The sequence below is a fragment of the Actinomycetota bacterium genome (assembly GCA_041658565.1).
Lineage (GTDB): Bacteria > Actinomycetota > AC-67 > AC-67 > AC-67 > JBAZZY01.
In genome coordinates, this window is the sequence record JBAZZY010000003.1 from 83141 (window position 1) to 95368 (window position 12228).

The following is a 12228-nucleotide window of genomic DNA, read 5'->3' on the forward strand; positions in this document are numbered from 1 at the left end:
CTGGTGCGGCGCCGGAAGGAGGGAACACGTTGCGCGGAACCGTTAAGTGGTTCAGCGACGAGAAGGGCTTTGGCTTCATCTCCCGCGAGGGAGGAGAGGATGTCTTCGTGCACCACACGGGGATCATCGGCCAGGGGTACCGCTCGTTGTCCGAGGGCCAGGAAGTCGAGTTCGAGGTGACGCAGGGAAACAAGGGACTGCAGGCCACGAACGTCACGGTCGTCAAGTAACACGACACGAGACAACGAAGGGCCGCGAAAGCGGCCCTTCGTTTATTTCCCGACGATTCAGCAGCAGGTGTGTTGCGAGTTCTCGGACAACAGGTCGAGCTTCGCGCGCGCGCCCTCGGGTTTGGTCGCCTTGATGATGGCCGAGAACATGCCCTCGATCACCTCGTGCGTCGGGGTGATCTCGATGCCGGTGAAGCCCGCGTCGGCGAGGTTCGCTTCGTACTCCGCGAAAGAGAGCGCTCCGGCGATGCATCCGACGTGGCTGCCCAGCGTCGCCCGGTCTTCGGTGCTCAGGTCGTTCGAGGACACGACGTCGCTGACGCCGATGCGGCCGCCGGGCTTGAGAACGCGGAAGATCTCGGCGAACACTCGCGGCTTGTCGGCCGAGAGGTTGATCACGCAGTTGGAGACCACCACGTCGATGATCGAGGCCGGCAGCGGAATCTCCTCGATGTATCCCTTGAGGAACTCGACGTTTTCGGCGCCGGCGTCCTCGCGGTTGCGCAGTGCGAGGGCCAGCATTTCCTCGGTCATGTCCAACCCGTAGACCTTGCCTTTGCGTCCCACGCGGCGCGCGGCCAGCAAGGCATCGATCCCGCCGCCGGAGCCTAGATCCAGGACCGTGTCGCCCTGGTTCAATTCGGCGACGGCCGTGGGGTTGCCGCACCCGAGACTGGCCTGGACTGCGGCCTCGGGTAGGTCGGCCCGCTCGGCCTCTTCGTAGAGCCCGGCCCCGAAGGTCGTTGGGGCGGACTGATCCTCGCCGCAACCGCAACCGGAACCGCATCCCTGTGGTTCCGCGACCGACTGGGCCGCGCGCGCGTACCACTGCCTTACTTCTTCGCGAATTTCCTGCTCATTGCTCACGCATGTCCTCCTTCGGGAGTGAAGATCCCTGCGATGCGGACCAAGACGTCCGATTGCAGCGTGTAGAAAGCCCAGGTTCCACGCTGCTCACGCTCTAGAAGTCCCGCCGACATCAGCTTCTTGATGTGAAAACTGACCGTGCCTTGAGACAGGCCGAGTTCCGGGATGAGTTCACACACGCATACCGGTCGGGCGGAGGTGGCCAGGATGTTGACGATCCGGACGCGCGCCGGGTCGGCGAGGGCCTTGAACACCGCAGCGGCCTGAGTAGCCGCGTCCTCGTCGATGCCGGCGGAGACGATCGAACAGCAACTCAGCTCTTGGGCTTCCACGTCACCTCCGTCCCGGGAATGCATCGATAGATCTCGATGAAGAAGATAGGCCCTTCATCGAGAAATGTCAATACAAGATTTCTACTCCGGGAGTTCGTCCTTGGTGACCGTCACGGGGCCGAAGGCCGCGCGTTCGAGTTCCGGGACGACGGCCTCGGCGTCGCCGACGACGACGATCGAGGTGTGGTCGGGGTCCAGGTGCGCGCGCGCCGCCGCGTCGAGGTCGTCGAGCGTCAACGACTGCAATGTGCGGCCGTAGGTGTCGAAGTAGTCGTCGGCCAGACGGTAGGTGAGTATCTCGTCGATCCCCGACGCGATCGCCTCGGGTGTTTCGAAACGCAATGCGAAGATCCCGCTCTGGTAGTCCCGGGCGGCATCCAGTTCCTCTTGCCTCAGGCCTTCGGCGGCCACGGACCGGATGACTCCGAGCATGTCGGCGACGGCGTCCGTGGTCACCGACCGCTCGACGGGAGCCAGCGCCAGAAACGGCCCGGTTCCCCGCCGAGGATCGAACATGGCGCTCGATCCGTAGGTGTAGCCCTTCTCCTCGCGCAGTCGCATGTTCATCCGCGAGTTGAAGGAGCCGCCCAGCGCGTGGGCCATCAACTCGACCGCGTTGTAGTCGGGTGCGTTGCGCGCGATGCCGACGTGACCGAGCACGATGTTGGACTGCACCGCTCCAGGCCGGTCGATCACCAAGACCGACGTCGGTGCGGCGGTCCCCTCGGCGACCGCGCTACGGCGTGCGGCTTCGGGCGCGCGCCAGTCCGCAAACAACTGTGCCGCGAGGTCGTTGATCCCGGTACCGGCGAGGTCTCCGGCAACCACCAGGGTTGCTGATCCCGGCGTCGCGTAGGTTGCGTAGTGCGCTGCGACCTCGCTCTTTCCGAGTGGGCCGACGGTTTCAAACGTGCCGCCTTGCGGCCGTCCGTAAAGCGATTCCCCGGTGTAGGCGGCTCCCATGAATGCGATCATCGCGCGCCGCATCGGGTTCGCGTAAGCCTGGCGGATCTCGTTCAGCCGTTCCTGCTTGAGTCGCTCGATCTCGTTCTCGGGGAAGCGGGGGAGGCGCACCGTCGCAGCCAGCAACTCCAGGACTGGTCCGATTCGGCTCGCGGGTACCCGCGCCGACGCGACGATCGTCTCCCACCCGCTCCGTGCGTCGATTTCGGCGCCGAGTCGTTCGACTGCTTCGGCGAATGCGGTGGCGTCCTTGCTCTCGGTGCCCTCGGTGAGCGCAGCCGCTGCGAGCGCGGCGACGCCGCCTCGCTCGGGCACTTCCTGTGCCGCTCCGGCCTCCATGGTCAGGTGTGCCGAGATCAGCGGACGTCCCGGGATGTCGCACGTGATCAGGGTTAGCCCGCCGTCGAGCGTGGTCCGGCTGAACTCGGGAAAGCGGAACGGGCGGGGGATTCCCGGGGCCGGCCGGTTGGGAACGAGCACGGTCATTTGGCGGCCTCCTCGGGAACGAACACGATCTCGACGCGGTTCTCGGGACGAAACACATTGCGCGCGGCTTCGGCGACCTCCGCGGTGCCGACGCTGAGCAGGTCGGGGATTCGGTCGTTTACGCGGCCGGGGTCTCCGAACATCGTGGCGCACTCGCTCAGCCAATCGGCGCGGGAGGACGCGCGCAGCAATCGGCTGCGGATGATGGTGTGCTCGAGGCCGGCGCGCGCTCGGTCTATCTCGTCCTCGGTGATGCTCTCGGCGAGTCCCTCGACGATCCCAAAGAACTCCGCCTCAAGGTCTTCCACTGCGACACCGGGACGCAGTGTGGCGGATCCGCCGGCGACCGAGACGGTCTCGAACTCCATCGTCCAGAACTCAACATCCTGGGCCAGGCGCTTCTCGCGAACGAGTTCGCGGTACAGGCGTGTGCCCTTGGACGAGGCCCCGCCGCCCAGGGACAGGATCGCTGCGGCGACTTCGATCGCATCGGCTTCGCGAGTGCCGGCCGGCGGGGAGCGGTACCCGGCAAACATCCGTGTCAGCGGTACGCGATCGGGAAGGACGTCACGTACAGGTCCTTGGAGCGGCGCAGGATTGGGGACCGCCGGAGCCGGGCGCAGCGACATGTTGGCCGGAATGCCACCGAAGTACTCGCGGACCCAGGCGCGCGCCTGTTCCGGATCGAAGTCCCCGGCGAGAGTCAGCACGGCGTTGTTCGGTGCGTAGTGGTGCTCGAAGAACGCATGGCAGTCGTCGACGGTTGCCGCGTCGAGGTCCTGCATGGAACCGATCGTGGGGTGGTGGTAGGGATGTCCGTGGGGGAACAAGCGCTCGATCAGCGCCGGCCACCAGTTCCCGTACGGCGCGTCGTCGTAGCGCTGGCGCTTTTCGTTCTTGACGACGTCACGCTGGTTGTCGAGAGTCTCCTGGCCGAGCGCGTCGAGGAGGCCGCCCATTCGGTCGGCTTCCAGCCAAAGGAACAACTCCAGGCACGCGGAGGGCCCCGACTCGAAGTAGTTGGTTCGGTGCAGCCACGTGGAGGCGTTTAGCGCCCCGCCGGCGGCTTCGATGAACTTGAAGTGCTCGCCCTTGGCGACATTGCGAGAACCCTGGAACATCATGTGCTCGAACAAGTGCGCGAGTCCGGTCTTGTCGGGTTCTTCATGCTTTGACCCGACGTCGTACCAGAGGTTCACTGCGACGACCGGTGCGAGGTGGTCCTCGGCCAGAATTAGTCGCAGGCCGTTGTCCAGATGTTCGTCGGTGAAGGCGATGGTCGGGGTATCGGGCATGTCGTTCTCCCTTGTGGGGTTTGTGTGATATTCGCCGGGTGACGTTCGCGCGCGCAACCCGGGGGGTGCTAGGTTGGCGCCGCAGTTGCGACGACATCGAATTGGGAGGGCACGGCGGAGTGGAAAGCATCACGCGCGAGTCCCTCCGACCGTTATTGGATCTACAGCGCATCGACACCGCCTCCGACCGGCTGGTGCAGCGCCGAACCGATCTCCCCGAGCAGGCCGAACTGGATGAACTGACGCAGCAGCGCGATGAGATCGCCGATGCGCGCGTCGAGCGGCAGACCGAGCTGGATGCGGTGTCGCGCGAGCAGGCTCGCATCGAGGTGGAGGTCGAGCAGATCGACGGCAAGATCCAGCACGAGCAGGCCAGGCTGTACTCCGGCGAGGTCACCAACGCTAAGGAGTTGTCCAACATCCAGGCGGAGTTGGACTCGCTGCGCCGGCGAAAGGCGCACCTCGAGGACGGAGAGCTGGAGGTCATGGAGCGCCGGGAGGCTGTGGAAGCTGAGGTTGCCGCGCTGACCGCGTCCTTCGAGAGCGTCGAGGCGGGAGTCGCGGACGCGACTGCGCGTCGTGACACCGCATCCGTCGATATCGAGAAGCAACTGGCGGAGTTCGCTGCGGAACGTGCCGCGTTGCAGCCCACCGTGCATCCCGAAATCCTCGAGTTGTACGACGACGCGCGCTCCAAGCGCGGAGGGGTTGCAGTGGCGGCCCTGGACAAGGGCGTGTGTCGCGGGTGCAATCTGCCGCTGTCGCCGATGGCGCGCGAGGAGATCCGCGTCGGAGACGACCCTCTTGTGCGCTGCGAGAACTGTCGTCGTTTGCTGGTCGTGGTGTGACACAGCAAGACCTGTTCGGCGAGTCCCTCGAGGAGTTGCTCATCTACTGCGACGGCGGCTCGCGCGGCAATCCCGGCCCGGCGGCGCTCGGAGTGTCGATCCAAGATCCCAGCGGGACCGAGATCGAGGGGGTCGGCGAGACGCTCGGGACCCAAACTAACAATTTTGCGGAGTATTCCGCCGTAATTCGTGCCTTGGGGCGCGCGGCAGAACTCGGCGCGCGGCGCGTGAAGATCCGCACGGACTCCCAATTGCTCGTTCAGCAGTTGCGCGGCGTGTACAAGGTCAAGAGCGCGAACCTGCGTCCCTTGTTCGAGCAGGCGCGCGCTGCGGCGTGCCGCTTCGAGAAGGTCGTATTCGAGCACGTCCCGCGAGAGCAAAACGTGCGCGCCGACGAACTGGTGAACCTCGCGCTCGACGCGAAAAGCTGACCGACCCTGGGACGGCGGCCTCCGGCGCTACACTGATGCCGAGGAGTGGGCCGGGCGGCCGCGGCGAGTCAAGTGCTCGTCGAGGAAAGTCGGGACTCCACAGGGCAGCGCGGTGGGTAACGCCCACCGGGGGTGACCCCGGGAAAGCGCCACAGAAAATGTACCGCCAGCGGCTGCCGACGTGGGTCGAGCGTAATGCCAGACCCCGCCGGCGGTGCGGGCAAGGGTGGAACGGTGGGGTAAGAGCCCACCAGCGTGATGGGTGACCGTCACGGCTCGGCAAGCCCCGCGCGGAGCAAGACCAAGCAGGGAGCAGGGCGGCCCGTCCAATGCTTCCGGGTAGGTCGCATGAGGCTTGCGGTAACGCAGGTCCCAGAGAGATGGTCGCCCCTCGCCGAAAGGCGAGGACAGAATCCCGCTTACAGGCCCACTCCTCACCCTCACACCGGCGCGTGTCGCCGCCGGCGTAAGGGCGGGTTGCTCGCTACTCGCTCGGGACGAGTTCCGCCTCGATCTCGATCCGCACCTTTTTGCCGACGAGGAACCCGCCGGCTTCCAGTGCCTGATTCCACGTCATTCCGAACTCCTCGCGATCCAACTCCGCAACAGCGGAGAATCCCGCCGCGACGCCGCCCCACGGCGGTGATGCGGCACCCTCGTAGGTCACGTCGAGCGTTACCGGACGCGTGGTGTCGCGAATCGTGAGATCGCCGGTAACGCGCAAGGTGCGGTCACCCGAGCGCTCGGTCGAGGTGCTGCGGAAGGTCAGAGATCTGTAGCGCTCTACGTCCAGGAAGTCGGCGGAGCGCAGATGTTCGTCGCGCTGCTCCTGGTTCGTCGTGATGCCGGCGGCCTCGATCGTGACGTCGATCGAGGTGTCCTCGGGGCGATCCCCGATGGTGACGGTTCCCTGGAAACGGTCGAATTGCCCGCGAACCTTCGCGACCATCAAGTGGCGGGCTGAGAACGACAGCACCGAGTGAGCGGGATCCAGTTTCCAGATTCCGACGGCCGGCACCTCGATTCCGTCCAGGTTTCGCAACGGCTTCGTCATCTGGTTCATCGTAGGTCCTTTCGTTGCCGGAGTGCTTCCGCCACAACTGATCCGGACGCAGAGGTATTCCTCAGCCGGTTTCCGGCCCTGTGCATGCGGGTCGCTTGGTGTGGAACCTGGTCGTTCGCACCGGTGTGGGGTGTTCGCGCGATTCAACGAGCGAGCGCGTTTGGCCGAAACTTAGAGTGCGGTGTAGCCATAACGTGCTACACGCATCGGGGGCATCACGACACTCAATGAAGCCTGGGGGCAGGCGCGCGTAGGCGGTGACGTGCCGTCGCGACCGCGTCTGCAGGTCTTGCACGGCGCCGGCGTCGTCGGCCCGCGCGAGGCGCGCGCCTATTCGACCGACGGGGCTGCCGGGTTGGTCTCGGTTGGCCGCGGGTTGGCGTTCGCGGTGGCGGCGGTGCTGGAGATCTCGGGTCGCAATGCGTCCGGCACACGGATGATCTTGTTCGCAGCCGTCGGAGTTCATGCGGCCGTCCGAATGGCCCGGCGACGTCCCCGCGGCTCGATGGCGTGGGTCGACGCCGTGCTCGCCGCCGCGCTGCTGGCGACGACGGGTGGTCCGGCGAGTTCATGGTCCGCCTATGGAGAGGTCACGCTGCTCGGCGTGGGGTTCGGGCTCGGCCCGGGCGGAGGAGCGCTGGCCGGCGCGCTCGTCGCGGCCGCTTCAGCCCCCGCGGCCGTCGAGCACTTCAGTGTTCGTCTCGGCTCTCCACTTGAAGCCGGGACCTGGTTCGTGCTGTTCCCCGTGATTGGGATGGCCGGTGGGATGGCCGCGCGCATCTGGCGCGCGGGAGGTCCCGACGGCGAGCGCGCGGTCGCCGATGCGAACCGTGTTCTCGGAGACTTGTATCGCCTTGCGCGCACGATGCCGGTGGGTCTGGAGGCGGGCACGGTCGCGCAGGACGCGCTCGCCGTCGCGCGGGAGCGTTTGCGCGCGACGGCCGGGGTGTTCTTGACCACTCACGACGGCGTTGCGTCGGTCGAAGCGGCCTTTGGTGTCGCGGCCGCCGAGCGCGTCGCCACGGCATCGGTCGCTCGGTTGTCGTCGGCCGGCGCCTCGATCCTGGATGTCGCCGAGCTGGGACCGCTCGCCGCGATGGCGCTCGCACCGCACCGTTGTTGGTCGTCGGCGCCGGTGCGCCGGGGCGGGGAGACTCTGGGTGTACTGCTTGTGGCGTGCCCCGACCACGACCGGCACGACCGCGTGCTCTCCGGTGTGTGTGAACTCGCCGAGGACGCGTCGATCGGCATGCAAAACGCAGTGCTGTTCCGACGGCTCCGTGAGTTGTCGGTGGACGAGGAGCGCACCCGCATCGCCGGGGAACTCCACGACGGCGTGGCTCAGGCGTTGACGCATTTGCGCTTCGAGTTGGAAGCGATGGCGCGTGGCGCGACTTCGGATTCGGCCGTGGTGCGCGGGGAGGTGCTGCGGCTGGCCGGCGTTGCGGAGCGCGCGCTGGGAGATGTTCGCTCCACCGTGCACGGTTTGCGGTCGTCGCTTGCCGGAGGCCTGGTGCATGCGCTGTCCGCGTACACGGCCGAACTGCGCGGCGGCGGAGGACCGGAGATCGCTTTTGAGGCGGCGGGCGAGGTGTGGCTTGATCCTGCTGCGGAGGCTGAGGTCTTCCGCATCGGACAGGAAGCGCTGTCGAATGCGCTGCGCCACGCGGGAGCCCACCATGTGTGGGTGTCGCTCACGGCGTCGGACACCGAAGTGCGCTTGATCGTTGAGGACGACGGCCGTGGGATGCCGGACATTGGGCGCCCCGAATCCGCGGCCGGCGGCGTCGGGCTGGCGGGAATGCGCGAGCGGGCCGAGCACATCGGCGCGCGCCTTGCGATTACGCCGAGAGTTGCCGGAGGAACGCGAGTGTCACTGGTGTGCGGTGCAGTCCGCGGAGGGGTCCGGTGAGCATGGTGCTGCAGGTACCCGGATCAGCGGCGGCGGAACAAGCGATGACGCGCATCGTGATTGTTGAAGATCACACGTTGGTCCGTCAGTCGGTCGCCAAGATCGTGTCTGCAGAACCCGGGTTCATCGTGGTGGGAGAAGCGGCGCGCGGAGATGAGGTTCTTCCTCTGGTCAATGTTCGGCGCCCCCACATTGTGTTGCTGGACGTCGCGATTCCCGGCGGCAGCGGGCTGGAGGTCGCCGCACAACTGCGCGCGGAGGCGCCGGCGGTGCGACTGATCTTCCTGACGATGCACGACGACGACGCTACGGTGTCGCGCGCGGTGGCACTCGGCGCGGATGGGTACTTGCTGAAGAGCGCATCAACGGATGAGTTGATCCAGGGGTTGCGCGCGGTGGCAGCGGGTGGATCGTTTTTGAGTCCTGCCGTTGCGCGTAGCGTCATGCGGCGCGCGGGCGGGCGCGCGCAAGGGACTTGCCTAACCGATCGTGAACTCGAAGTGCTGCAACTGCTCGTCTCTGGCCGGCGTCCGGCTGAAGTAGCGCGCACTTTGTTCGTCTCCTTGAAGACGGTTCGCAACCATCTCGCGAACATCTACATGAAACTTGATGTAGACACCGCCGCGCAGGCGATCGCAGAGGCGTTCCGCCAAGGTCTCGTCGCGCAAACCTTCTAGGTCGGCGCACCTAGACCTATGGGGAGCGATGCACCCGCAAGTCTCGTCGGGCGACTCATGCCGTCGGCAACCGCGATTCGTACGATCGTTGATAGCCGGTGCCGGTCGCAAGAAGGCCGAAAAACAGCCGGGGTCACGGACGGTTCGCGTCGCGGCAGGTCCGCGCAGGCGAGGGACGAGGGAGGTGAACAAGGTGACGGATCTTCTCACGGGCGTACGCATGATGGGCCTGTGGTGTGCATCCCGCCTGCGGATCCGCAGTGAGCGCGGTGCCACGGCCGTCGAGTACGGCCTGATGGTGGCGCTTATCGCCGCGGTGATCATTGCGGCGGTGGTGTTCCTGGGGCAGACAACTCGAGACAGCTTCGCGTGTACGGGCAATTCGCTTTCGTCGAAGTCTGCGGCCTGCTGAGGTCGCATCAAGGGCTTTTCAAGGAGAGGTGAGCACAGATGTCTTCGATTCTTCAGATGGTGCGTATGACCGGCGTGTGGATGACCGCGCGCCTGGGCGTCAAGAGCGAGCGCGGCGCGACGGCCGTTGAGTACGGCCTGATGGTGGCGCTCATCGCCGCGGTGATCATCGCCGCCGTCGTGTTCTTGGGGCAGCAGACCAAGGCCACGTTCGACTGCACGGCGACCTCGGTCGCGGGTCGCACAAACGCTTGCTGATTCGCTGAGAGCGAACTCCCCGGGCGGGTCTTCCCCGCCCGGGGAGTTCGAGGGAGAGGCTGACGATGCACACGATCAGGCAGGAGCGAGGGGCATCCGCGGTGGAATTCGCCATCGTGGCCTCCCTGCTGTTCATGCTGCTGTTCGGCACGGTCCAGTTCGGAATGGCGTACAACCGTTCTCAGGGCCTGCAGGCAGGCGCGCGCGAGGGCGCGCGCCTCGCATCGATCGGAGCTACGTATAGCGAGATCGCGGCGCGCGCGCGCGACGCACAGAGCCTGTTCGTCCCGACCGATGTGGTTGTCGTGACCACGCCGTCGTCGTCCGGCACTTCCCGTCCATGCGCGGTGGCCGGCGTTGGGGGCCTCGTAACGGTTGAAGCAAAGGTGCCGGCGAGTGCGAAGTACGCCATCGCGATTCCCTTGTGGGGGAACAGGCCGATTGACTACACGGGATCCGGCACGTTCCGCTGCGAACGAGGGGGGGCCTGATGCGCCGGCTCAGGCAAGAGCGAGGCGTTTCGGCGGTCATCGTCATGGTGAGCATGGTCGCGTTGTTCGGCGCCGCGATGCTGTCCGTCGACGCGGGCAGCCTCTGGAAGACACGCCGTGCACTGATCACCGACACCGACGCCGCCGCGCTCGCCGCGGCGCGGTATATCGACGCGGGCGGCTCGGAAGGGTGTTCGGAAGCCGTTGCCGGTGGGTCATCGAGCGGGGCCGGCGCAGAAGCCGGGTACGTTCTTGGGCAAAACGATGCCGGCGCGTCGATGTCGAGATTCGAGGTTTCGCCTTACGCCGGCACGTGCACAGGGGACGCCGGACATGTGCGCGTCGATGCGACGCTGCCCGTTCCGCTGGCGGTCGCCGGGCTGTTCGGGTTCAAGGACATCTCCGCGTTCTCCAGTTCTGCCGCGCAGTGGGGTCCGCTGGCCGCGGCGTCCGGGATACGCCCGGTGGCGGTGTGCGACAAGAGCGCTCATTACCTGGAGTGGGCGGCGCACTTGGCAGGCAACGATGCAAGGTGGGGCACGGGTCCCGGGCATCCGGGCGGCTCCGGCGGTGTCGTGCACCGGATTGCCTTCGAACGGGGCAGTTCGGGGTGCGGAGATGCGTCCGGGAACTGGGACTGGCTGGACTTCAACGACAACGCACCTCCGAACGGGAACTCCGCTCTTTCGGACTGGCTGCGCGACGGGTATCCCGGAGTTGTGTCGTTGGGTGACGCGGCGACCGGATTGCCCCGCGACTGCAATGCCGACCAATCCGGGAACCAGGAATCCTGCGGCCCGAAGACCGGCGCAGGCGGCGGCAGCTTCGTCGGGTCGTTGCAGTACCTGCGTGACACGCGTACCACGTTTCCGATCGCGGTTTACGACCGCGTCGTCGACGACCGGGACCCGCGCGGGTGTGCGGCACCGCCCCCGTGGACGGCTTCGGGGAGCAACGCCCGGTTCTGTCCGGTCGCGTTCCTACTCGTACGAATCCACGGGTGGAGCAACATCACCGGTCAGCTTCAGGACAACTCCTACATCGATCTGGAGTTCTTGGACGAGTGGTGGGTGGGACAGGTCGGAGCGAATCCTTCGGAGAGCCGACCGACCGTGCACGGCGTGCAGCTGTGTGGGGGCAACTACGGGGCGACGATCGATCAGCGCTGCGATTTGTAGCGCGCGCAAGGGGAGGACGATTACGTGAAGCAGGTAGCGATGGGGAAACGGATGGGAAGTCTGTTGCTGGCGGTTGTGCTTGCGGCGCTGGCGACGGCGGCGCTCATCTCGTACGTGCATGCGCTGGAGAACAAGGCGTTCACCGGCGTAGAGACCGTCGAGGTGTTCGTGGCCAAGGACTCGATCCCTGCCGGGATGAGCGCAGACGCCGCAGTGCAGCGCGCGGCGATTACTACGACGACGGTTCCGCGCAAGGTGGTTGCCGAAGGCGCGATCGCCTCGCTGGACGAGATCCGCGGCAAAGTCGCGGCTGTGACGATCGTGCCGGGTGAGCAAATCGTTTCGTCGCGGTTCGTCGAGCTGTCCGCCGTGGGATCCGGACTTGAGATTCCGGCCGGTCGCCAGGCGATGGCCGTCGAGTTGGCGTTGCCTCCGGGCGTCGGAGGGTACATCCAACCGGGTGCGCGCGTCTCGGTGATTGCGCATCTGTCGGTCACTTCCGGTCGCGGCGCAGACGCTCGCGCCCAGTACCTGTTGCAGGACGTCTCGGTACTGGCCGTCGGGCAGAAGGTGGTGTCGGCTGCAAACGAGGGCAGTCGCGGGGCCGCGCGTCAGGCGAGCGCCGCTCAGGACCGAACGCTGCTCACGCTTGCCGTCACGCCTTCCGAGGCGGAGAAGCTCGCCTTCGCGATCTTCGAAGGCGACGTGTACTTCACGCTGTTGCCGCCGGATCAGAAACCGGTTCGCACCTCCGGCCGTAACGGCGCCAGTGTCTTTCGTTGAGGC

Annotated in this window: 15 protein-coding genes and 1 other RNA gene; 11 read left to right on the plus strand and 5 right to left on the minus strand. The window is 66.3% G+C overall.

The window, feature by feature from the left end:
- Positions 1–29 precede the first annotated feature (29 nt).
- Positions 30–230, plus strand: a complete 201-nt coding sequence (locus WDA27_03680) for a cold shock domain-containing protein (protein MFA5890044.1) — start codon at positions 30–32, stop codon at positions 228–230.
- A 57-nt stretch (positions 231–287) separates the two neighbouring features.
- Here WDA27_03680 and arsM read toward each other — a convergent pair whose 3' ends face one another.
- The 4 genes from arsM to WDA27_03700 all read right to left on the minus strand — a co-directional run bounded on the left by arsM (position 288) and on the right by WDA27_03700 (position 4173).
- Positions 288–1097: an arsenite methyltransferase gene (arsM, locus tag WDA27_03685; protein ID MFA5890045.1), complete on the minus strand. Its 810-nt coding sequence runs from the start codon at positions 1095–1097 to the stop codon at positions 288–290.
- Positions 1094–1429, minus strand: a complete 336-nt coding sequence (locus WDA27_03690) for a metalloregulator ArsR/SmtB family transcription factor (GenBank protein MFA5890046.1) — start codon at positions 1427–1429, stop codon at positions 1094–1096. Before WDA27_03690 ends, arsM begins: the two co-directional genes overlap by 4 nt.
- A gap of 81 nt (positions 1430–1510) precedes the next feature.
- Positions 1511–2878 (minus strand): pitrilysin family protein, encoded by a 1368-nt coding sequence (locus WDA27_03695; GenBank protein ID MFA5890047.1) that lies wholly within the window; start codon positions 2876–2878, stop codon positions 1511–1513.
- The gene (locus WDA27_03700; GenBank protein ID MFA5890048.1) at positions 2875–4173 is read right to left on the minus strand and encodes a pitrilysin family protein; all 1299 of its coding nucleotides are present in this window, start codon (positions 4171–4173) and stop codon (positions 2875–2877) included. The genes WDA27_03695 and WDA27_03700 overlap by 4 nt, the downstream gene beginning before the upstream one ends.
- A 119-nt stretch (positions 4174–4292) precedes the next feature.
- Here WDA27_03700 and WDA27_03705 point away from each other — a divergent pair, with 119 nt between their 5' ends.
- The 3 genes from WDA27_03705 to rnpB all read left to right on the plus strand — a co-directional run bounded on the left by WDA27_03705 (position 4293) and on the right by rnpB (position 5890).
- Positions 4293–5021, plus strand: coding sequence for a C4-type zinc ribbon domain-containing protein (locus tag WDA27_03705; protein MFA5890049.1), 729 nt, complete (start codon positions 4293–4295; stop codon positions 5019–5021).
- The gene (locus tag WDA27_03710; protein ID MFA5890050.1) at positions 5018–5452 is read left to right on the plus strand and encodes a ribonuclease HI family protein; all 435 of its coding nucleotides are present in this window, start codon (positions 5018–5020) and stop codon (positions 5450–5452) included. Before WDA27_03705 ends, WDA27_03710 begins: the two co-directional genes overlap by 4 nt.
- Before the next feature lie 42 nt (positions 5453–5494).
- Positions 5495–5890: RNase P RNA component class A (gene rnpB, locus WDA27_03715), an RNA gene on the plus strand.
- A 46-nt stretch (positions 5891–5936) separates the two neighbouring features.
- Here the strand turns inward: rnpB and WDA27_03720 are convergent.
- Positions 5937–6506, minus strand: a complete 570-nt coding sequence (locus WDA27_03720; GenBank protein MFA5890051.1) for a YceI family protein — start codon at positions 6504–6506, stop codon at positions 5937–5939.
- 271 nt (positions 6507–6777) lie between these two features.
- Between WDA27_03720 and WDA27_03725 the strand changes: the two genes are divergently transcribed.
- The 7 genes from WDA27_03725 (at position 6778) to cpaB (ending at position 12225) form a co-directional block, all read left to right on the plus strand.
- Positions 6778–8427 carry a sensor histidine kinase gene (locus tag WDA27_03725; GenBank protein MFA5890052.1) on the plus strand — a complete coding sequence of 550 codons (1650 nt, stop codon included), beginning with the start codon at positions 6778–6780 and terminating at the stop codon, positions 8425–8427.
- A 2-nt stretch (positions 8428–8429) separates the two neighbouring features.
- Entirely contained in the window at positions 8430–9104 is a 675-nt protein-coding gene (locus WDA27_03730; GenBank protein MFA5890053.1) for a response regulator transcription factor, read from the plus strand.
- A gap of 193 nt (positions 9105–9297) precedes the next feature.
- Complete coding sequence (locus WDA27_03735) at positions 9298–9516, plus strand: Flp family type IVb pilin (protein ID MFA5890054.1); 219 nt, start codon at positions 9298–9300, stop codon at positions 9514–9516.
- Between the two features lie 80 nt (positions 9517–9596).
- Positions 9597–9773, plus strand: a complete 177-nt coding sequence (locus WDA27_03740; protein ID MFA5890055.1) for a Flp family type IVb pilin — start codon at positions 9597–9599, stop codon at positions 9771–9773.
- A gap of 65 nt (positions 9774–9838) precedes the next feature.
- On the plus strand, positions 9839–10264 hold the full coding sequence (locus WDA27_03745) for a TadE/TadG family type IV pilus assembly protein (protein ID MFA5890056.1): 426 nt from the start codon (positions 9839–9841) through the stop codon (positions 10262–10264).
- The gene (locus tag WDA27_03750) at positions 10264–11442 is read left to right on the plus strand and encodes a hypothetical protein (protein MFA5890057.1); all 1179 of its coding nucleotides are present in this window, start codon (positions 10264–10266) and stop codon (positions 11440–11442) included. Before WDA27_03745 ends, WDA27_03750 begins: the two co-directional genes overlap by 1 nt.
- A 39-nt stretch (positions 11443–11481) precedes the next feature.
- Entirely contained in the window at positions 11482–12225 is a 744-nt protein-coding gene (gene cpaB, locus WDA27_03755; GenBank protein MFA5890058.1) for a Flp pilus assembly protein CpaB, read from the plus strand.
- Positions 12226–12228: the final 3 nt, after the last annotated feature.